The organism is Pseudomonas sp. DWRC2-2 (assembly GCF_049897885.1).
Lineage (GTDB): Bacteria > Pseudomonadota > Gammaproteobacteria > Pseudomonadales > Pseudomonadaceae > Aquipseudomonas > Aquipseudomonas azotoformans_A.
The window spans coordinates 171,956-191,804 of sequence record NZ_JAFCXD010000007.1 but is presented as its reverse complement, the minus strand read 5'-3'; the positions used below and the strand labels follow the sequence as shown (position 1 = coordinate 191,804).

Below are 19,849 nucleotides of genomic sequence, written 5' to 3'. Positions count from 1 at the left end.
CAATCCCCTTATCTCCAGAGGGTTTCACCATGACCGAGCAACCGTCTGATCGCCGCCGTTTCCGTCGCATCGCCTTTGATGCCAAGACGACCATTGCCCAGGACAGCTGGAATTGGCCGGTGCAACTGCTGGATTTATCGCTGCGGGGCTTGCTGGTGGAGCGCCCTGACGACTGGCGGGGTAATGGCAAGCGGCTATTTGACGTGGACATCCGGCTGGACCCACGGGCGCATATAAAGATGCAGGTAAAGCTGGCCCATGACGATCATGGGCAGCTTGGGTTTGTGTGCCAGCACATCGACCTGGACTCGATCAGCCATTTGCGACGACTGATCGAGTTGAACCTGGGTGATCAGCAAGAGTTGGAGCGCGAGCTGGGCGCCCTACTCGAATAGTGCATCCAATGCCTGTTCCAACCGCGTCACGCCAATGATCTTTATCCCCGGCGGCGACTCCTTCGGCGCATTGCCTTTGGGCACAATTGCGCGTTTGAAGCCGTGCTTGGCAGCTTCCTTCAAGCGTTCCTGGCCGCTGGGCACCGGACGCACCTCGCCCGACAGGCCCACCTCACCGAACACCAGCAAGTCATGGGGCAACGGTCGGTTACGCAGGCTGGACATGACTGCCGCCATCAACGCCAGGTCGGATGCGGTCTCCAGCACCTTGACCCCGCCGACCACGTTGAGGAACACGTCCTGGTCATGGGTCGGGATGCCGCCGTGACGGTGCAATACGGCGAGCAACATCGCCAGGCGGTTCTGATCCAGGCCCAACGTCACGCGGCGCGGGTTGGCCAGATGGCTGTCATCCACCAACGCCTGCACTTCCACCAGCATCGGGCGAGTGCCTTCCCACGTTGCCATCACCACGCTGCCGGGGACTTCTTCCTGGGCGCGAGTGAGAAAAATCGCTGAAGGGTTGGAGACTTCTTTAAGCCCCCGGTCCGTCATGGCGAACACGCCCAGTTCGTTGACCGCGCCGAAACGGTTCTTCACCGCCCGCAGCAAACGCAGACGGCCATCGGATTCACCTTCGAAATACAACACGGTGTCGACCATGTGCTCCAACACCCGTGGCCCGGCCAGTGCGCCCTCTTTGGTCACATGACCGACCAGGAAGATCGCTGTGCCACTCTGCTTGGCATAGCGCACCAGCAGCGCCGCACTTTCACGCACCTGGGACACGCCGCCCGGCGCTGACTGCAATTGCTCAGTGAAAATGGTCTGGATCGAGTCGATCACCATGACCTTGGGCTTTTCGATACGCGCCGTGGCGATGATGCTTTCGATGCAGGTCTCGGTCATCACCCGCAGTTGATCCTGGGGCAGCCCCAGGCGACGGGCGCGCATCGCCACTTGTTGTTGGGATTCCTCGCCGGTGACATACAGCGCCGGCATGCGGCTGGCGATGCTGCACAGGGTTTGCAGCAGGATCGTCGATTTTCCGATGCCTGGGTCGCCGCCGATCAGCACCACCGAACCGTCCACCAGGCCGCCGCCCAGCACCCGGTCCAATTCACCGGAGGCCGTGGAGAAACGCGGGATCTCTTCGACGCTGACTTCGGCCAGCGTCTTGATCTGCGCCTGTTGCCCGGTCCAGCCGGCACGGCCGGTGGGAGCTGCGGCGCCACCGCTCTCGATCATGGTTTCAGTCAGGGTGTTCCACGCACCGCACTCGGTGCACTGGCCGGCCCACTTGGGAAAGGTCGCGCCGCACTCCGTGCAGCCGTACATGCGCTTGGCCTTTGCCATTTGAGAACCTCCAACCGAAAAACCGCGATGATAGCTCAGCGCGACGCCGGGGTCCGGATTTCACCGCTGGCCAATCGTGAAGCGCTGTTGCCGATCGGGTCTTCGGCGTTGAGGTCGGCGCCCTTGGCCTTCAATCCATCCAGCAACTCGACGCGCTTGAACAGCCCGGCGTACATGGCCGCCGTCTGCCCGGCGCCGTTGCGTTGATCGGGGTTGCAGTCGGTCGCCAGCAGGCGCTGGGCAATTTTCAACTCGCCTTTGAAGATCGCGCCCATCAGCGCGGTGTTGCCACGTTTGTCCTGCACACAGGCGTCGGCGCCCGCGCTGAGCAAGCGCTCAACGAACGGGCCCTGGCCGTGATAGGCGGCGAGGATCAACGCGGTGTAGCCCTTGTCGTCCTGGGTGTTGAGGCTGTAGCCGGAGTCGATAAAGGTGTCGAGCATGTCGAGGTCGCCTCGGCGGGCGGCGTCGAAATAGTAGTCCTGCAACTGGGCCTTGAGCGCAACCGGGTCGGGAGACTCGGCATGGGCGACAAAGGCCAGCATGGCCATCAGCAATCCGATAGAAACTCGCATGGGTGTTCTCCTGCCAAAGGTCGACGCCTGATCAAGGGCGCCGACCAGAACCAACGGATCAGTCAGTCAGTTTGTCCGCCAGCGCCTTCACGCGCGCCAGGTCACCCTTGGCAACCTTGGCCACGCCAGTGCCATATTCCGGGTCGGCCTTGTACAGGAACGACAGGATGATGTGTTTGCTCTCGTCATCGGTGGTCGCCAGCGAGCCACCAAAGTTCTCGATCAAGTCCTGGCGCTCTTTCTTCGTGAAGGAGCGGTACAGATCACCGGCCTGCTTGAAGTTCTGCTCGCGCTGGATCTTCGCCTGCTGGGTGCTGCCCGAAAGGGCTGACTGGCTGTAGCGCGCGGCTTGCGGCTCGTCCCGTGGCAGCAGACGGCTTGGCTGGTAGTTCACGCCGGTGGTGGTCTTGCCGAAGTTCATCGCGCCGTCCTGGTTACCGTTGTTGACGGTCACCCGTGGGGCGTTGATTGGCAATTGCAGGGCGTTGGCGCCCAGGCGGTACATCTGGGTATCGGCATAGGAGAACACGCGGCCTTGCAGCAGGCGATCCTCAGACGGCTCGATGCCCGGCACCAGGTTGGCCGGGGCCATGGCGACTTGCTCGGTTTCCTGGAACACGTTGGCGGGGTTGCGGTTCAGCACCATCTGCCCGACTTTGCGCTCAGGCACATTCGGCCAGATCTTGGTCGCATCCAATGGATCGAAGTCGAACTTGGCCAGGTCCTCAGGCTTGAGCACCTGCACGTACAGGTCCCACTTGGGGAAATCGCCCTTGTTGATGTGGGTGACCAGGTCGTTGGTCATGTGGCTGTAGTCGCGCCCCTGCACTTCGGTGACCTGCTTGGGATCGAGGTTCTTGATGCCTTGCAGGCTCTTCCAGTGGAACTTGACGTAGTGCACTTCGCCCTTGGCGTTGATCAGCTTGTAGGCGTGCACGCCGTTGCCGTCCATTTCCCGATAGCTGGCCGGGGTGCCGGAGTCGGAGTACAGCTCGGTCAACGTGCGGGTGGACTCAGGCACATGGGAGAAGAAGTCGAAGCGACGGGAATCGTCATCCAGGTTGGTGCGCGGGTCTGGTTTGAAGGCGTGGACCATGTCCGGGAACTTGATGGCGTCGCGGATAAAGAACGTCGGGAAGTTATTGCCTACCAGGTCCCAGTTGCCGTCAGCGGTGTAGAACTTGGTGGCGAAACCACGTGGGTCGCGCAAGGTTTCCGGGGAGTGATTGCCGTGGACCACGGCGGAGAAGCGCACGAACACGGGGGTGGCTTCGCCGGCCGCGAACACCTTGGCCTTGGTCAGGTCGCTGAGGTTATCGGTGACGGTGAACGTACCGTGGGCGCCGGTGCCACGGGCGTGTACCACGCGCTCGGGGATGCGCTCGCGGTCGAAGCGCTGCAGCTTCTGGATCAACTGCACGTCTTGCAGCAACACTGGGCCATTGGCGCCGGCGGTCTGCGAGTTCTGGTTGTCACCCACCGCAGCACCGTTATCGCGGGTCAGGTCGGCGGCGTGTACGGACAGGGAAAGCAGGCTGGCGGTCGCCAGTACCAGCGCGTATCGCGCTGAAACAGGCCCGCGGCTCATAGGGATCTTCATCGAGGTTTCCTCTGGTTTTTTTAATGCACATTCAGTTGTGCTTGCCAGAGGCTAGTGACCCGAGAGTCAGAAGATAAATAGAAAAGCCGTACCAACCCGATTAATAAAATAATGTAGTAAGCCACTGATTTTGCGAGTATTTCGCGCGCGATTGATGGCACTTTGCAAACTATTTGCGTTTTAATGTGTCGATAAAAACTAACAGTGTTAACGGTTGTGTCGGGCAAGCCCGCTACGACTGACTTACACTGAGTCCCACCCTTCTCATCTGTAACAAGGAATAACCTATGGGCGTGATCAGTGAGTTCAAGGCCTTCGCGGTCAAAGGTAATGTGGTCGACATGGCCGTCGGTATTATCATCGGCGCCGCCTTCGGCAAAATTGTTTCCTCGTTTGTAGGCGACGTGGTGATGCCGCCGCTCGGCCTGCTGATCGGGGGGGTGGACTTTGGCGATTTGGCGATAACGCTCAAGGCTGCACAAGGTGAGGCGCCGGCGGTGGTACTGGCCTACGGCAAGTTCATCCAGAGCGTCATCGACTTTGTGATCATTGCGTTCGCGATCTTCATGGGCGTGAAGGCGATCAACCGCCTGAAACGTGAAGAGGCCGTGGCGCCAAGCCTTCCGCCGACGCTGACCAAGGAAGAACTGTTGCTGGGTGAGATCCGCGATCTGCTCAAGGCACAGAACGACAAGCCGCTTCAGTAAATACCGGCTTGAAAAAGGCGCCTGCTTAAGGCGCCTTTTTTATTACCAGTAGTTTTCCACCGCCACCTGGCCGGGCCTACGGCTCAAGCTCAGGTTCATATCACGCCGTTTGAGCAACTGGCGTGTGTCATCGACCATCTGCGGGTTGCCGCAAATCAGCACGCGGGAATGTTCCGGGGTCAATTCGACGCCGGCTGCTCTTTCCAGCTCGCCATTTTCGATCAATGTCGTGATGCGTCCATTCAACGCGCCCGTGCACCGTTCTCGAGTGACGATGGGAATGTAGGTGAGTTTATGCGCGTACTCGGCCAGGTATTCACGCTCGCCCAATTCCTTGATCAACGCCTGGTAGGCGAGCTCTTGGGCTTCCCGCGCGCTGTACACCAGGATGATCTTTTCGAATTTCTCCCAGACCTCGAAGTCCTGCAGGATCGACAAAAATGGAGCCACGCCCGTGCCGGTGCCCAGCATCCACAAATCGCGGCCATCGACGAAACGGTTCAGGGTCAGGAAGCCCGTGGCCTGGCGCTCTACCATTAAGGTATCGCCCACTCTCAGGCGGCTCAGCTCACTGGTGAACTCTCCGCCGGGAACCACTATCGAGAAAAAATCCAAGTGCTCATCAAACGGTGAGGACACCAGGGAATAGGCGCGCCACACAGTACTGCCATCCGCCTTGTTCACCCCCAGGCGTACGAACTGCCCTGCCGTAAAACGAAACCCCGGATCGCGGGTGGTGCGCAGGGTAAACAGGCTGGGGGTCAGCGATTGCACGTCGAGCAAGGTCTGGCGGGTAAATTTTTCAGCGCTGGCCGTCATGGGGGGCTCCGTTCAACAGGTGCCTTAGTGTCCCTCAAAGTCGCGTGCGGAAACACCTACGGATGGTAGTGGCATGGTGCACGCAAGCAGTGATGGCCATTTAGCTGCACCCCTAATCAATTCGCTATTAGCTTTTCAAGCAGCTCCCTATATACGCTGTTAGTTGATCGTTACAGGGCCTTCAAGCCACTAATAATCGGCGAGTTTCCAATTGCGCGCTTGTAACCCCCACTAAACGGCCGCAGAAATATTATTAAATACCTGTGTGTAAGAGCGAAATTTTCCGCTGGAAATGTAGCCCATATCCTACACTCATTTCCGTGCAGCGTTGGGGCTGTAGGACGTACCCCAAGACACAAAGAAGCCCATGGAGAGTTACCAATGATTAACTGGCGCAATACACGGCTCCCCAAACTGGAAGGCGAGGACGAGGTCAACAGCGTTTTTGAAATGGTGATCAATAAAACGTATGAGCTCGGCTTCCACTACTGCTCCTTCAAGATGAGCTCCAACCTACCTAAAAACCAAGCCAAGCCGATTGAATTCACCAACTACCCAAATGAATGGAAAACCCTGTATGACCAGGCGAGTTTCTTCAATGTTGACCCCGTTGTTAAGCAATGCATGGGGAGCGTATTACCCATCGTCTGGAAGGAGGAAACATTTAAAGACGTACCAAGCCTTTGGTCGTTGGCTCAAACCTTAGGTGTACACATGGCGTTGACTATCACTGTCCATGATTTCCGAGGGGTGTTCAGTATGTTGACCCTGAGCCGTGGCAAGCGCGAAGTCAGCCCGGAAGAACTGTATGAAAAAGCCGGCCTGATGTTATGGCTCTGTCATGCCATGCATGCGGTTCTGGCACACAAGTATGCTGGCCAACCCACGACTAACCCTGCCAGCAAACTGACCCCGCGGGAAACGGAAATCCTCATGTGGTCAGGCAAGGGCAAAACCGCGGCGGACATCGCCGCCATCCTTTGTTTATCCGAACGTACGGTAGGTTTTCATGTCTGCAGTTGCCTTAGAAAATTGGGCGTCAACAACAAGATAGCTGCCGTGCTCGTTGCCTCGGAACAAGGTTTTATTTAGCCGCCCAAGAAACACCGCATGTAATCATTCTGAAAAAACCGTAACATTTACGGCCAATTCTGAGTGTTGAGCAGCCCCCAGGGCGCTGCCCGCAGTTCACTCAGACTGTTCGGCCCCTGACTGCCGGGCACCCATCGTTTACCCAGAGCCTCCCCCGCCATGCCCCTGCTCGAAAGCCCCTTCGCCCAGCTCGATCTGATCCGCCAGCCAGAGCAACATAACGATCCGCTGCAAGCCTTCGATGCCGCAGACGAATACTTGCTCAATCATCTGGCGGAACAGAAACCGACGAAGGCAACCCGCGTGCTGGTGCTCAATGACAGCTTCGGCGCTCTGGCCGCCAGCCTTGAGGGACAGGTGCAGGTCACGTCCAGCGGTGACTCGTTCCTGGCTGCCCAGGGCCTGGAGAAGAACCTGGTACGTAACGGCAAGGCGTTTGATGCAGTGGCATTCATCCCCGCCAGCCAGGTTCCGGCAGGCCCTTTCGACTGTGTGTTGATCCGCGTGCCTAAAACCCTAGCGCTGCTGGAAGAACAACTCATCCGCCTGCAAGGCCAACTCGCGCCAGGAGCCCAAGTCATCGCCGGGGCAATGATCAAGCATCTGCCACGGGCGGCAGGCGAGTTGCTGGAACGCTATATCGGACCGATGCAGGCGTCGCTCGCAGTGAAAAAAGCACGACTGCTGATCGCCACTGTTGAAGACCGCCCCGCAGCCATTTCGCCCTACCCCACCCGCTACACCCTGGACACGCCGGCGATCGAACTGCTGAACCACGCCAACGTGTTCTGCCGCGAAAGCCTGGACATCGGCACCCGTGCGTTCCTGCCCCACCTGCCGAAAAACCTGGGCAACGCCCGTGTCGCGGACCTGGGCTGTGGCAATGGTGTCTTGGCGATTGCCAGTGCCCTGCAAAACCCCGAAGCACATTACACCCTGGTGGACGAATCCTATATGGCCGTGCAATCGGCGGCCGAAAACTGGCAAGCCACCCTCGGTGATCGCGACGTCATCGTGCGTGCCGCCGATGGCCTGGCTGGCCAGGAGCCGGGTTCGCTGGACGTGGTGCTGTGCAACCCGCCCTTCCATCAACAACAGGTGGTCGGTGACTTCCTCGCCTGGCGCATGTTCCAACAGGCACGGGAAGCGCTGGTGGTCGGCGGCGCCCTTTATATTGTCGGCAATCGCCACTTGGGATATCACACTAAGCTGGCGCGTTTGTTCCGGGGTGTCGAGCAAGTCGCCACCACGCCTAAATTCGTGATCCTCAAAGCGCGCAAATAAAAAAAGCCCCGCCACTCCGAAGAGAGGCAGGGCCAAAAAACCGTACAGCAAGGCAACGGGATGGGATGTCAGTGGGTGGTCAGGCCTGCCGCATTCATGAACATGCGCATCAGGCTGGCCACGACGAACAGGGCCAGCACACTGCCGGTCCAGATCATCGCCAGCCACCCCAGACGCCGCCATAACGGCTGCTTCTCGGCCTGCTCGATCTCGTGCAACGAAGGTTTGCCGGACATGGAACGACCCTCCTAGTGATAACCGTCTTCGTGGGTGACCTTGCCGCGGAACACGTAGTAGCTCCAGAAGGTGTAGCCCAGGATGAACGGGATGATGAACAGGGTGCCGACCAGCATGAAGCCCTGGCTTTGTGGCGGCGCGGCGGCGTCCCAGATCGACACGGACGGCGGGATGATGTTCGGCCACAGGCTGATGCCCAAACCACTGTAGCCCAGGAAAATCAGCACCAGCGTCAGCAGGAACGGCGTGTAGTGCGCATTACGTGCCACCGCGCGGATCAGCCCGTACATCGTCACCAATACCAGGATCGGCACCGGCAGGAACCAGAACAGGTTCGGCAGGGTGAACCACCGCGAGGCGATTTCCGGGTGCGTCAATGGCGTCCAGATGCTCACGATGCCGATCACCGCCAGCACCACAAAGGCCAATGGCCGCGCCAGGTTGTGCATCTTTTCCTGCAACGGGCCTTCGGTCTTCATGATCAGCCAGGTGCAGCCGAGCAGCGCATAGGCCACGATCAACGCCACACCGCAGAACATCGTGAACGGCGTGGCCCAGTCCAGTGAACCCCCGGCAAACTGGCGATTCACCACCGGAATGCCGTCGATAAATGCCCCCAGTGCCACGCCCTGGAAGAACGTCGCTGCCAACGAGCCGCCGATAAACGCCTTGTCCCACAGGTGACGCTTGTGGTCCTTGGCCTTGAAGCGGAACTCGAACGCCACGCCACGGAAGATCAGCCCGATCAGCATCAGGATCAGCGGCAGGTACAGCGCCGACAACACCACCGAATAGGCCAGCGGGAATGCGCCAAACAACGCCGCGCCGCCCAGTACCAGCCAGGTTTCGTTGCCGTCCCAGACCGGGGCCACGGTGTTCATCATCACGTCACGGTCGGTCTTGCCGGGGATAAACGGAAACAGGATGCCGATACCCAGGTCGAAGCCGTCCATGACCACGTACATCATGATGCCGAAGATGATGATCACGGCCCAGATCAGCGGAAGATCAATACCCATCTCAATTCCCCTTGTGCTGGATGTCGTCGTGTTCGTTGTCGGTGCCATCATCGGCAGCGGACAACGGACGAGCCGGCGTGCGTTTCTGGCCAGGGCCACCGTGGGTAGGTTCGGTCACGTCATGGGCCACAGGGCCTTTGCGCACCAAACGCATCATGTAGCCAAGACCCGCACCAAACAGCGCGAAGTACACCACCACGAACAGCACCAGGGTGATGGTCATCTGCGCCAGGCTATGCCCGGAAGACGCATCCGCCGTGCGCATCAAGCCGTAGACCACCCACGGCTGACGGCCGATCTCGGTGGTGAACCAGCCGGCAAGAATCGCGACCAAGCCGGACGGGCCCATCCACAATGCCAGGTAGAGGAACGGTTTGGACGTGTACATCTTGTCGCCCCGGCGTAGCCAGAGGCTGAACAGGCCGGTGAAGATCATCAGGAAACCGAGGCCGACCATGACCCGGAACGACCAGAACACGATGGTGGAGTTGGGGCGGTCCTCAGGCGGGAACTCCTTGAGCGCCGGCACCTGTTTGTCCAGGGAGTGGGTGAGGATCAGGCTGCCCAGGTACGGGATCTCGACGGCGTACTTGGTCCTTTCCTCTTTCATGTCTGGCCAGCCGAACAGGATCAACGGCGTCGGTTCGTTGCCGATGTTTTCCCAGTGGCCTTCAATTGCGGCGATTTTCGCCGGTTGGTGCTTCAAGGTATTCAGGCCGTGGAAGTCACCGATCACCGCCTGGATAGGCGCGACGATCAGCGCCATCCACATCGCCATAGAGAGCATTTTGCGGATCGCCGGGTTGTCCTTGCCGCGCAGCAAGTGCCAGGCCGCCGAGGAGCCGACGAAGAACGCAGTCGCTACGAACGCCGCCGTGGCCATGTGCGCCAGGCGATAAGGGAACGAGGGGTTGAAGACCACGGCGAACCAATCGGTCGGGATCACGCGGCCATCAATGATTTCAAAACCCTGGGGCGTCTGCATCCAGCTGTTGGACGAGAGGATCCAGAACGTGGAAATCAAGGTGCCCACAGCCACCATCACGGTGGAGAAGAAGTGCAGGTTGCGCCCCACCTTGTTCCAGCCGAACAGCATCACGCCCAGGAAACCGGCCTCAAGGAAGAAAGCCGTGAGCACTTCGTACGTCAGAAGCGGCCCGGTGACGGCGCCGGCGAAGTCCGAGAAGCGGCTCCAGTTGGTGCCGAACTGGTAGGCCATGACCAACCCGGAGACCACGCCCATGCCGAAGTTGACGGCAAAGATCTTCGACCAGAAATGGTAGAGGTCACGGTAGGTGTCGTTGTGCGTCTTGAGCCACAAACCTTCCAGCACCGCGAGGTAACTGGCCAGGCCGATGGTGATCGCCGGGAACAGGATGTGGAAAGAGATGGTGAATGCAAATTGAATTCGGGCGAGATCTAGCGCCTCCAAACCGAACATAAGTCTTCCTCTGTCAGGTAATACCGGCTGCTGGCGGGAGCCTGCACCCACTGCCCCCACGGATATGGAGTCTGGCGAATTTGAATTCGTTTCTTTTTTTAACCCACTGCGTAGGGAATCTGGCCCTGAGGCCGCCAGGCCGATGTCCGGGCGGACATTGATCTGGATCAAGCATTGCTGAAAGAGTAGTCCCATTTTCGATGTAGGACGGCGTGGTCTTTTGCCGCGTGACAGACTGCCTCAGATCAGTTCTTGCAACTATCTGTTACAACTTGATGATAATCTCGGCGTTCCCTCCGCCCCTGACCTGAACCCCCGATGCCTAGTGAACCCGCGTTGCTGTTGCGTCACCACCGCCCTTTCATCGCGTTCTGGCTGGCGCGCATCTTCACCGCCAGCGGCTTTCAGATGCTTACCGTGGCCATCGGTTGGAACCTCTACCAACTGACCGGCAATGTGCTGGACCTGGGCCTGGTCGGCCTGGTGGAATTCGTGCCGCGTGTATTGTTCATGCTGCACACCGGGCATGTGGCCGACCGCTATGAACGGCGCAAGGTCGCCGCCATCTGCCAGACTGTGCAGGCGTTGATCGCCCTAAGCCTGGCCATCGGCGGGCTGACCGGCAATGTGACCCGCGAGATGATCTTCATCCTCGCCTTCCTGCTCGGTGCCGCGCGTTCGTTTGAAATGCCGACCACCCAGGCGATGCTGCCCAGCATCGTCCCCAGCCTTTTATTCCCGCGAGCGGTGGCCTCGTCGCAGTCGGCCCAGCAACTGGCAACCATCGTCGCCCCGGCCCTCGGCGGATTGCTCTACGCGTTTGGCAGCGTGTGGGTCTATGGCCCCACGGTGGTGCTGTACCTTATCGCCTGCGTGCTGACCCTGAATTTGCCCGCCCGCCAGACGCCACTCAACAAAGGCAAAGCGACCCTGGACTCCCTGCTCGCCGGCATCCGCTTCATCCGCAGCCGCCCGGACATCCTCGGCGCCATCTCCCTTGACCTGTTCGCCGTGCTGCTGGGCGGCGCCACCGCGTTGCTGCCGGTGTTTGCCAAAGACATCCTGTTGACCGGCGCCTGGGGCCTGGGCCTGCTGCGTTCGGCCCCGGCGGTGGGCGCGTTGTTGATGTCGCTGTGGCTGGCGCGGTTTTCGGTGGACCGCCATGTGGGCCGTGTGATGTTCACCGCCGTCGGCGTGTTCGGCGTGGCGACCATCGCCTTCGGCCTGTCGACTTCGTTCTGGTTCTCACTGGCGGTGCTGGTGGTGCTGGGCGCGGCGGACATGATCAGCATGGTGATCCGCGCGTCCTTCGTGCAGTTGGAGACGCCGGATGAAATGCGCGGGCGGGTCAGTGCGGTCAACGGCCTGTTTATCGGCGCGTCCAACCAGTTGGGCGAGTTCGAATCCGGGATTACCGCCCACTGGTTCGGCACCGTGCCCGCCGTGGTCATGGGCGGGATCGGTACGCTGGTGGTGACCGGGGTCTGGATCAAGCTGTTCCCGACCCTGGCCAACCGTGACCGCATGCATGTGCCCGTGGAAGAACAAGCGAAGGTCTAGAGCACCTTGTCGAGGGTGATGGGAAACTCCCGCACCCGCTTGCCGGTGGCGTGATAAATCGCATTGGCCACCGCCGCTGCGACCCCGACGATACCAATCTCACCGACGCCCTTGGACCCCAGGGCGTTGACGATCTCGTCGTGTTCTTCGACAAACACCACATCAATGTCGCCAATATCGGCGTTAACCGGAATGTGGTACTCCGCGAGGCTATGGTTCATGTAGCGCCCCCACTGATGGTCGATCTGGGTTTCTTCATGCAATGCCATGCCGATGCCCCACACCACCCCGCCGAGGATCTGGCTGCGGGCCATCTTCGGGTTGACCACTCGCCCGGCGGCAATCGCGCTGACCACCCGGCGGACCTTGATGGTGCCCAGGTCTTCATCCACCTGCACTTCGACGAAGACAGCTGAGTGGGTGGCCGTGCTGTAGCCCTCACGCTTTTTGTCGGGCTCACTGTCGACCTGCACTTCCAAGGCGCCTTCGCCGCTGTCCTTGACCAACTGTGCCAGCGACACACTCACGTCGCCGGTATGCAATTGGCCCTCTTCGAAGCGCACGGTTTCGGCGTCCTTGAACACCGGGTAAGTCTGCCGTGCGATGGTCAGCAGTTTGGCATTCAACGCCTCGCAGGCTTGCTGCACGGCAGTGCCGACGGAGGACACGGTGAATGAACCGCCCTGCAACGGCGCGGTGGGCAATGATGAATCACCCAGCAGAAATGCCACGTCTTCGACCGCCACACCACTGGCCTGGGCCGCGATCTGGGTCATCACCGTGTAAGTCCCGGTGCCGATATCGGTGGTGGCGCTGCTGACGGTCAGCTTGCCTTGCGCATCGATGCGCGCCTTGGCGCTGGCCTTCATCTGCATGGCTTCCCACACGCCGCCGGCCATGCCCCAGCCGATCAACTGGCGGCCGTCGCGCATGCTGCGCGGTTCCGGGTTGCGCTGGCTCCAGCCAAAACGCTCGGCGCCTTCGCGGTAACACTCGCGCAGGGCTTTGCTCGACCAGGGCTTGTCTTCGTTCTGGTTGCGTTCGGCGTAGTTGATCAGCCGCAGTTGTACCGGGTCCATACCCAGTGCGCAGGCCAGTTCATCCATGGCGCACTCCAGGCCGATCACGCCGAGGGCTGCGCCGGGCGCACGCATGTCCAGCGGCGTGAACACGTCCAAGGGCACCAACTTATAAGTAAGCTGCACGTTGTCGCAGTGGTAGAGCATGCCGCTCCATTCCACGACGTGTTCGCTGAAGTCTTCGAAACGCGACGTCTGGCCAATGGCGGTGTGCCCCAATGCCAGCAAGCGCCCGTTGGCGGCGGCGCCGAGTTGCAGGCGCTGCAAGGTGCGCGGGCGATAGCCAAACGTGAACATCTGCTGGCGCGTCAGCGTGACCCGCACCGAACGCTTGAGCGCCAACGAGGCCATCACGGCCAGCGGCAATTGGTACTGCGGGCGCAGGCCGGAACCAAACGCGCCGCCAACAAACGCGGCGAAGATGCGCACCTGGCTTTTATCCAGGCCGAAGACTTTTTGCACGTAGGCCTGGCAGTTCTGCGGGCCCTGGGTCTTGTCATGGATATGCAGGGTGCCGTCCGGCTGATACAGCACCGTGCTGGCGTGGGGCTCCATCGGGTTGTGGTGTTCGATGGGCGTGCTGTAGTGCACATCCAGGCTGACGGCGGCAGCGGTCCATTCGGCCTGGAAGTTGCCACGCGGTTCGGGCGGGGTTTGCGGCGAGGCGTGGGCCTGATCCTGCAGGGCCACCAAGTCGGTTTCGAAGGCTTCGGTTTCGTACTCGATGTCCACCAGTGAACCGGCATGCCGCGCCAGTTCAAGGTTGTCGGCGATCACCAGGGCCAGTGGCTGGCCGCTGTACAGCACGCGATCGTTGTAGAGCGGACGAAACGGCGAGCCGTCGGCGGCGTCGGCGTCCTGGAAAGCGTCATCATAGCTGGCAATTTTGGGGCGATTGAGGTGATGGATCACCGCCACCACGCCCGGCAGGGCCAGTGCCTTGGAAGCATCGATGTGCAACACACGGCCTTTGGCGACGGTACTGGACACCACGCTGCCATGCAGCAGGCCGTCCTCGGGAAACTCACCGGCATAACGCGCTTTACCTGTGACCTTGAGCAGACCGTCAACCCGGTCCAAGGGTTTGCCGATAGCGGTCATGGGCGTTCTCCTGCGACGGCCGCATCACTCAGGGCACGAATAATCCCCCGGCGTGCCAGCTTGATCTTGAAGCCGTTGTGTTCCAGGGGTTCGGCGTCTTGCAGCAGCGCGTCGGCGGCGTGGCTGAAGGTTTCGCGGCTGACGAGCTGGCCAATGAGCGCCGCTTCCACGGCACGATCACGCCAGGGTTTATGGGCCACGCCACCCAGGGCCAGGCGCGCGTCGACGATGCGCTCGCCGTCCAATTCAAGGGCAGCAGCAACGGACACCAAGGCGAACGCGTAGGAGGCGCGGTCGCGGATTTTCAGGTAGTTGCTGTGGCTCGCCAGGTTGTCGGCGGGCAGTTCGATGGCGGTGATCAGCTCATCGTCAGCCAATTGGTTGTCACGCTGCGGCGCATCGCCGGGCAGACGGTGGAAGTCGGCAAACTCGATAACACGAGCGCCTGCACGACCTTCCACATGCACTCGCGCGTCCAGCGCTGCCAGCGCCACGCACATGTCGGAAGGATGAGTCGCGACGCACTGTTCACTGGCGCCGAGGATGGCATGAATGCGATTCAACCCCGTGCGTGCCGGGCAGCCGCTGCCGGGCTCGCGCTTATTGCACGGCACAGTGGCGTCATAAAAGTAGTAACAACGGGTGCGCTGCAACAGATTGCCGCCGGTACTGGCCATATTGCGCAGCTGCGGCGAGGCGCCAGCGAGGATGGCCTGGGACAGCAGCGGGTAACGCTGTTCGATCAGCGGGTGCCAGGCCAGGTCGGCGTTGCTCACCAGGGCGCCGATCAGCAGTCCGCCCTCGGCGGTTGCCTGAACCTCATTTAACGGCAGTCCCGTGATGTCGATGAGATGCTCCGGGCGGCTGATGTTTTCTTTCATCAGGTCCAGCAGGTTGGTGCCACCCGCGATAAACCGCGAGGCGGCGCTGCTCAGGTGCACCGCTTCCTGCACATCGGCCGGCTTGCTGTAGTGGAAGGGATTCATCGCTCACCTCCCACGACGTCTTCAATGGCATCGCGGATATTGCTGTAGGCGCCGCAGCGACACAGGTTGCCGCTCATCAGCTCTTGGATCTGGGCGGTATCGTGCGCACGGCCTTCATTGGCCAGGCCAACCGCCGAACAAATCTGGCCAGGTGTGCAGTAACCGCATTGGAAGGCGTCGTGTGTGATGAAGGCTTGCTGCATCGGGTGCAGTTGGTCGCCGTCGGCAAGGCCTTCGATGGTGGTCAGCTCGGCACCGTCGCACATCACCGCCAGGGTCAGGCAGGCATTGATGCGCTTGCCGTCGCGCAGCACCGTGCAGGCGCCGCATTGGCCGTGGTCGCAGCCTTTTTTGCTGCCGACCAGGTCGAGCTGTTCGCGCAACAGGTCAAGCAGCGTGGTCCAGGGCAACACATCAAGTTGGCGGTCCTGGCCGTTGAGGCGCAGGCGTATCGAGTGGCTGACGAACGGCTGGGCCGTCGCGCCATTGGGGGTCGCGCTCATAAACACCTCACGGGTTGGTGTACGTCCGCGGCGTTCAGGGAAGTCGCCGTCTTAAGGGGTACGACTTCCCAGGGTATTGAGCGTTCAAGCTGATTGATCAGCGGATATTGAGCTGCGTGGTCAGGGTGTTTTGCGGCGGGTTGATCGAGGAATTGCTGTACTGGAACCAGCCTTGGGCCTCGACATTCAGGTCAAACACATAGATGTAGCCCATCAGTGTGCCCACGCCGTTGCACACTTCGCTGATGTTGCCGACCTGACAAACCGCCGTGCGTTGCCCATTCAATTCGGCGCCATCGAAGCGACCCATGGGGTTGTTACCCAGGCCCACCTCCATGACGGAAACCTTGGTAGGCCCACGGTGCGTACACATCTGTGTGCTCTGCGCGCGCTCGGGGATGCTTTCCTTACACGCTGCCGACTCGACCTGGAACACCCGCACTTCGCTCAACGGCGGTGCAGCCGCGCCCCAGGCCGGTGCTGCGCCGAGCAACAGGCTGATACAGGGGATCAGGGCTAGACTCCACGGGTTGGCGTTTTTCATGCTGCAAATGACCTTGGTTTAAACGTCGGCGCAGTATGCCTCAAGGCCTCGGCTGCTGGTATGATGCGCCGCTTTTTCCGATCCTCTCTGAAACCACAGGCGCTTGGCGCAGTTTGTGCTTTGACTTAGAGGTCAACAAATCACGACGCCACAGAGCGTCACAGGGAGCAGGCATGCTGGAAAAGCTGTTTCAACTCAACGCACACAACACCAACGTGCGCACCGAGATCCTCGCGGGTATCACGACATTCCTGGCCATGGCCTACATTCTGTTCGTGAACCCGAGCATCCTAGGCGAGACCGGCATGGACAAGGGCGCGGTGTTCGTCGCGACCTGCCTGGCGGCCGCCATTGGTTCGACCGTAATGGGCCTGATCGCCAACTACCCGATCGCCCTCGCGCCGGGCATGGGCCTCAACGCCTTCTTTACCTACACCGTGGTCCTGCACATGGGCCACACCTGGCAGGTGGCGCTGGGTGCGGTGTTTATCTCGGCGGTGCTGTTTTTCCTGCTGTCGATCTTCCGTATTCGTGAATGGATCATCAACGCCATCCCACTGCCGCTGCGTTCGGCGATTGCCGCCGGTATCGGCCTGTTCCTGGCGTTGATCGCCCTGCACAACGCCGGCATCGTGGTCGGCAACCCCAACACCCTGGTGGGCCTGGGCGACCTGAAAAAGCCCGCGCCGATCCTGGCTACGTTTGGCTTTATCCTGATCGTCGCCCTGGAAGCCCTGGCGGTGCGCGGTGCCGTACTGATCGGCATCCTGGCGGTGACCATCGTCTCGATCCTGCTGGGCGTCACCCCCTTCGGCGGCGTTGTCTCGATGCCGCCTTCCCTGGCACCGACCTTTCTGCAGCTGGATATCAAGGGCGCGCTGGACATCGGCCTGGTCAGCGTGATCTTCGCCTTCCTGTTCGTTGACCTGTTCGACAACTCCGGCACCCTGATCGGCGTGGCCAAGCGTGCCGGCCTGATGGGCAAGGACGGTCACATGCCGAAAATGGGCCGTGCGCTGATCGCCGACAGTACCGCCGCCATGGCCGGCTCGCTGCTGGGGACTTCGACCACCACCAGCTACATTGAATCGGCTGCGGGCGTGAGCGCCGGTGGCCGCACCGGCTTGACCGCCATCGTGGTCGCGATCCTGTTCCTGCTGGCCCTGTTCTTCTCGCCGCTGGCCGCCAGCGTACCGGCCTTCGCCACTGCGCCGGCACTGCTGTTCGTGGCGGTGTTGATGACCCAGGGCCTGGCCGAAATCGACTGGGACGACATCACTGTTGCAGCGCCGGTGGTGATCACCGCCCTGGCGATGCCTTTCACCTATTCCATCGCCAACGGCATCGCCTTCGGTTTCATCGCCTGGACCGCCATCAAGCTGCTTTCGGGCCGCTACCGTGAGCTGAACCCGGCACTGGTGATTCTGTCGATTCTGTTTGTGATCAAGCTGGGCTGGTTCAACGCATGACTTTTGACGCCGCAAGCTACACCGCTCAACTGCAAGACAAGGTCACGCGTTTGCGTGACCTGCTGGCCCCGTTCGACGCGCCAGAGCCGCAGGTCTTCGACTCGCCGCTGCAGCACTTCCGCCTGCGCGCGGAGTTCCGCCTGTGGCGCGAGGGCGGTGAGCGCCACTACGCGATGTTCTCCCAGGACGACAAGCGCACGCCGATCCTGATCGAAGAATTTCCCATCGCCAGCCTGCGTATCAACCAGTTGATGCCGCAACTCAAGGCCGCCTGGCAAGCCAGCGCCGCCCTGAGCCACAAGCTGTTCCAAGTGGAGTTCCTCACCACCCTGGCCGGCGACGCGATGATCACCCTGTGCTATCACCGCCCGCTGGACGAGCATTGGCACACCGCCGCTAACCAACTGGCGGCTGACTTGAATGTCAGCATCATCGGCCGCTCCAAGGGCAAGCGCGATGTAATCGGCCACGACTACGTGGTGGAAAAACTCGACGTCGGCGGCCGCACCTTCAGCTATCGCCAACCCGAAGGCGCCTTCACCCAACCCAACGGCACGGTGAACCAGAAGATGCTCAACTGGGCTTATGAAGCCCTGGGTGATCGCCCGGATGATCTGCTGGAGCTGTATTGCGGCAACGGCAACTTCACCCTGCCCCTGGCTACGCGTGTTCGCAAAGTCCTGGCTACCGAAATCAGCAAGACCTCGGTGAATGCAGCCCTGAGCAACCTCGATGAAAACGCGGTGGACAACGTCACCCTGGTGCGCCTGTCAGCCGAAGAACTCACTGAAGCGCTGAACGAAGTGCGTCCGTTCCGTCGCCTGCACGGCATCGACCTGAAAAGCTATGAATTCGGCAGCGTCTTCGTCGACCCGCCGCGCGCCGGCATGGACCCGGACACCTGCGAATTGACCCGGCGCTTCGATAACATCCTGTACATCTCCTGCAACCCGGAGACCTTGGCGGCGAACATTGCGCAACTGCATGACACGCACAAGATCACCCAGTGTGCGATGTTTGACCAGTTCCCGTGGACCCACCATATGGAGTCCGGGGTGTTATTGACCCGGCGGTAACTCAACGTCTTCCGGTTCCTTCTTGCGCGGCCGCCCGCCCTTCTTGCCATTGGCACGGGCGGCGGCGGCTTTGGCGGCGCTGCTTTTGCGGCCGTTGCGCGAGGCCACCAGGCTGGTGGCCAGGTCCATCAGCGGTTTGCTGGTGGCGATCAGGCCCGTGACTGAAACGTCCAGGTCCCGGGCCTCACAGCACAGCGCCTTGCCGCCAAAGCCGACTTCCAGTTGCGCAAAGTCCTCCAGGGAAAACCCCGCGAACTCGGGCAGACCAGCCACCGGCAGTACTACGCGACTGCCGTCGCTGAAGCCGATGGAAATGCAGTTGTCTTCATAACGCACAGAGCTGGCGCGGGCATAAAGATGCCGTGTCTTGCGCCCTCGGGCTATCGCCTTTTCGACGTCGGCCTCAGTGAGCGGTTTATAGGGTACAGCTTTGGCTTTTACGATTTGCTTCATAGTTCAATCTCCACGAAACCCGGCGCTCTGACCAGATTCAAAATGGTTTTCTGCCCCACGACATCGTGCCGGGCACGCGCGATCACATAAACACCCGGCTGAATGATCAGCCCAGGCAACACTTCGCGAGCCTCCCAATCCCAGGAATGATTCTCCAGGCAGACCGTTTGCAGGTACTCCCACCAGATCCTGCGTGCCCGCGCAAGGTAATGGCGCTGCATGATCGCCCCGCGTATCTCTTTCAAAACCGCCATGGGTGGCTGCCACCGCTCAGGCTCTACGTCCCACAACTCCACCTCCCCATGCAGAAAGCTGAATCGAAAACGCGCATCCCATTCGTGCCCCCGCACATGCACATGGGGCGGGCAATGCTCATCCCTGATAAACACCGAAATCACATAGCCTTTGTAAGTGCCTACTCGCATCGTAACCCATCCGTTAGGTTATTTTCCGCCAAGTAACAATTTTCCCTTGTCACCCGACAACCGGCTCCATTTCCCAAAGCTGATTCACAGATTAGTAAGCACAAAAAACCCGGCGAATGCCGGGTTGT

20 protein-coding genes are annotated in these 19,849 nt (G+C 60.6%); 7 read left to right on the top strand and 13 right to left on the bottom strand.

Features of this window, described 5'->3' with window-relative positions; genetic code table 11:
* The first annotated feature begins 29 nt into the window (after positions 1-29).
* The gene (locus tag ACP7EW_RS27005) at positions 30-395 is read left to right on the top strand and encodes a PilZ domain-containing protein (RefSeq protein ID WP_016976769.1); all 366 of its coding nucleotides are present in this window, start codon (positions 30-32) and stop codon (positions 393-395) included.
* Here the strand turns inward: ACP7EW_RS27005 and radA are convergent.
* The 3 genes from radA to katB are packed head-to-tail and all read right to left on the bottom strand — an operon-like array spanning position 384 to position 3,926.
* On the bottom strand, positions 384-1,751 hold the full coding sequence (radA, locus tag ACP7EW_RS27000; RefSeq protein ID WP_016976768.1) for a DNA repair protein RadA: 1,368 nt from the start codon (positions 1,749-1,751) through the stop codon (positions 384-386). The genes ACP7EW_RS27005 and radA overlap by 12 nt on opposite strands.
* Before the next feature lie 35 nt (positions 1,752-1,786).
* A complete protein-coding gene (locus tag ACP7EW_RS26995; RefSeq protein ID WP_426221088.1) occupies positions 1,787-2,326 on the bottom strand; it encodes an ankyrin repeat domain-containing protein in 540 nt (179 codons plus the stop codon).
* A 58-nt stretch (positions 2,327-2,384) separates the two neighbouring features.
* Complete coding sequence (katB, locus tag ACP7EW_RS26990; RefSeq protein ID WP_426221086.1) at positions 2,385-3,926, bottom strand: catalase KatB; 1,542 nt, start codon at positions 3,924-3,926, stop codon at positions 2,385-2,387.
* A 287-nt stretch (positions 3,927-4,213) separates the two neighbouring features.
* On the opposite strand from katB, the gene mscL reads away from it, so the two are divergent.
* Positions 4,214-4,633, top strand: coding sequence for a large-conductance mechanosensitive channel protein MscL (gene mscL, locus ACP7EW_RS26985; protein ID WP_426221084.1), 420 nt, complete (start codon positions 4,214-4,216; stop codon positions 4,631-4,633).
* Between the two features lie 42 nt (positions 4,634-4,675).
* Here mscL and ACP7EW_RS26980 read toward each other — a convergent pair whose 3' ends face one another.
* Positions 4,676-5,452 (bottom strand): ferredoxin--NADP reductase, encoded by a 777-nt coding sequence (locus ACP7EW_RS26980; protein WP_426221082.1) that lies wholly within the window; start codon positions 5,450-5,452, stop codon positions 4,676-4,678.
* Positions 5,453-5,833: 381 nt separating this feature from the next.
* Here ACP7EW_RS26980 and ACP7EW_RS26975 point away from each other — a divergent pair, with 381 nt between their 5' ends.
* Both ACP7EW_RS26975 and ACP7EW_RS26970 read left to right on the top strand, forming a co-directional pair.
* Positions 5,834-6,544, top strand: coding sequence for a helix-turn-helix transcriptional regulator (locus ACP7EW_RS26975; protein WP_426221080.1), 711 nt, complete (start codon positions 5,834-5,836; stop codon positions 6,542-6,544).
* 159 nt (positions 6,545-6,703) lie between these two features.
* Positions 6,704-7,828 carry a methyltransferase gene (locus ACP7EW_RS26970; RefSeq protein ID WP_426221079.1) on the top strand — a complete coding sequence of 375 codons (1,125 nt, stop codon included), beginning with the start codon at positions 6,704-6,706 and terminating at the stop codon, positions 7,826-7,828.
* Between the two features lie 68 nt (positions 7,829-7,896).
* Here the strand turns inward: ACP7EW_RS26970 and ACP7EW_RS26965 are convergent, their stop codons facing one another.
* The 3 genes from ACP7EW_RS26965 to ACP7EW_RS26955 are packed head-to-tail and all read right to left on the bottom strand — an operon-like array spanning position 7,897 to position 10,525.
* Positions 7,897-8,064 (bottom strand): DUF2474 domain-containing protein, encoded by a 168-nt coding sequence (locus ACP7EW_RS26965; RefSeq protein WP_010206690.1) that lies wholly within the window; start codon positions 8,062-8,064, stop codon positions 7,897-7,899.
* Positions 8,065-8,076: 12 nt separating this feature from the next.
* Positions 8,077-9,084, bottom strand: coding sequence for a cytochrome d ubiquinol oxidase subunit II (cydB, locus tag ACP7EW_RS26960; RefSeq protein ID WP_015885994.1), 1,008 nt, complete (start codon positions 9,082-9,084; stop codon positions 8,077-8,079).
* 1 nt (position 9,085) lies between these two features.
* Positions 9,086-10,525, bottom strand: coding sequence for a cytochrome ubiquinol oxidase subunit I (locus ACP7EW_RS26955; protein WP_426221077.1), 1,440 nt, complete (start codon positions 10,523-10,525; stop codon positions 9,086-9,088).
* Between the two features lie 318 nt (positions 10,526-10,843).
* On the opposite strand from ACP7EW_RS26955, the gene ACP7EW_RS26950 reads away from it, so the two are divergent.
* Positions 10,844-12,085, top strand: a complete 1,242-nt coding sequence (locus tag ACP7EW_RS26950; RefSeq protein ID WP_426221075.1) for an MFS transporter — start codon at positions 10,844-10,846, stop codon at positions 12,083-12,085.
* On the opposite strand, the gene ACP7EW_RS26945 is transcribed toward ACP7EW_RS26950, so the two are convergent.
* From ACP7EW_RS26945 to ACP7EW_RS26930, 4 genes are all read right to left on the bottom strand, one after another.
* Complete coding sequence (locus ACP7EW_RS26945; protein WP_426221073.1) at positions 12,082-14,265, bottom strand: xanthine dehydrogenase family protein molybdopterin-binding subunit; 2,184 nt, start codon at positions 14,263-14,265, stop codon at positions 12,082-12,084. The genes ACP7EW_RS26950 and ACP7EW_RS26945 overlap by 4 nt on opposite strands.
* Positions 14,262-15,251 (bottom strand): FAD binding domain-containing protein, encoded by a 990-nt coding sequence (locus tag ACP7EW_RS26940; protein WP_426129977.1) that lies wholly within the window; start codon positions 15,249-15,251, stop codon positions 14,262-14,264. Before ACP7EW_RS26940 ends, ACP7EW_RS26945 begins: the two co-directional genes overlap by 4 nt.
* On the bottom strand, positions 15,248-15,754 hold the full coding sequence (locus ACP7EW_RS26935; protein WP_426221072.1) for a (2Fe-2S)-binding protein: 507 nt from the start codon (positions 15,752-15,754) through the stop codon (positions 15,248-15,250). The genes ACP7EW_RS26940 and ACP7EW_RS26935 overlap by 4 nt, the downstream gene beginning before the upstream one ends.
* Before the next feature lie 97 nt (positions 15,755-15,851).
* Entirely contained in the window at positions 15,852-16,298 is a 447-nt protein-coding gene (locus tag ACP7EW_RS26930; RefSeq protein ID WP_269132080.1) for a DUF4879 domain-containing protein, read from the bottom strand.
* A 173-nt stretch (positions 16,299-16,471) separates the two neighbouring features.
* Here ACP7EW_RS26930 and ACP7EW_RS26925 point away from each other — a divergent pair, with 173 nt between their 5' ends.
* Positions 16,472-17,767 (top strand): NCS2 family permease, encoded by a 1,296-nt coding sequence (locus ACP7EW_RS26925; protein ID WP_426221070.1) that lies wholly within the window; start codon positions 16,472-16,474, stop codon positions 17,765-17,767.
* Complete coding sequence (gene trmA, locus ACP7EW_RS26920) at positions 17,764-18,843, top strand: tRNA (uridine(54)-C5)-methyltransferase TrmA (protein WP_426221069.1); 1,080 nt, start codon at positions 17,764-17,766, stop codon at positions 18,841-18,843. Before ACP7EW_RS26925 ends, trmA begins: the two co-directional genes overlap by 4 nt.
* Here the strand turns inward: trmA and ACP7EW_RS26915 are convergent.
* Both ACP7EW_RS26915 and ACP7EW_RS26910 read right to left on the bottom strand, forming a co-directional pair.
* Positions 18,826-19,296, bottom strand: a complete 471-nt coding sequence (locus ACP7EW_RS26915; RefSeq protein ID WP_426221067.1) for a DUF2442 domain-containing protein — start codon at positions 19,294-19,296, stop codon at positions 18,826-18,828. The two genes, trmA and ACP7EW_RS26915, sit on opposite strands and share 18 nt — an antisense overlap.
* Positions 19,293-19,721 carry a DUF4160 domain-containing protein gene (locus ACP7EW_RS26910; protein WP_426221066.1) on the bottom strand — a complete coding sequence of 143 codons (429 nt, stop codon included), beginning with the start codon at positions 19,719-19,721 and terminating at the stop codon, positions 19,293-19,295. Before ACP7EW_RS26910 ends, ACP7EW_RS26915 begins: the two co-directional genes overlap by 4 nt.
* Positions 19,722-19,849 lie beyond the last annotated feature (128 nt).